This window comes from Pseudomonas sp. SIMBA_068 (genome assembly GCF_046534705.1).
GTDB lineage: Bacteria > Pseudomonadota > Gammaproteobacteria > Pseudomonadales > Pseudomonadaceae > Aquipseudomonas > Aquipseudomonas putida.
Genome location: NZ_JAWRYI010000241.1, coordinates 1 through 314, shown reverse-complemented (window position 1 = coordinate 314; position 314 = coordinate 1). Strand labels below are relative to the sequence as shown.

The 314-nt window shown below is 41.4% G+C and carries 1 pseudogene; it reads right to left on the bottom strand.

The features are described from left to right. Positions 1–314 (bottom strand): annotated as a pseudogene (locus SB756_RS29005) (two-component system sensor histidine kinase CreC); the annotation flags it as partial.

Here is a 314-nt window from a genome sequence, read left to right as displayed (position 1 = left end):
CCATTAATGCCAAAATACTCATCACGACTAACCAACTTAATACACGGTACTTAGACATATTTATAAAAGGTTGTACAGAGCGATTAGGCTTAGCCACAGTGACTGACCCAATAATATTACCATTATCGATTATGGGCGCAGCAACATGCATGACGGTTGAAAGTGGGTCATCTTGAGCAGTTGCGGTTGAGCGAGCACCGTACTCTCCCCGTAATGTGAGATAAACATCATTCCATTGTGAAAAATCTTTTCCTATATCTTGCTGCCAAGAATCAACAACAACGATTCCCGCAGCATCCGTAATATATATACGG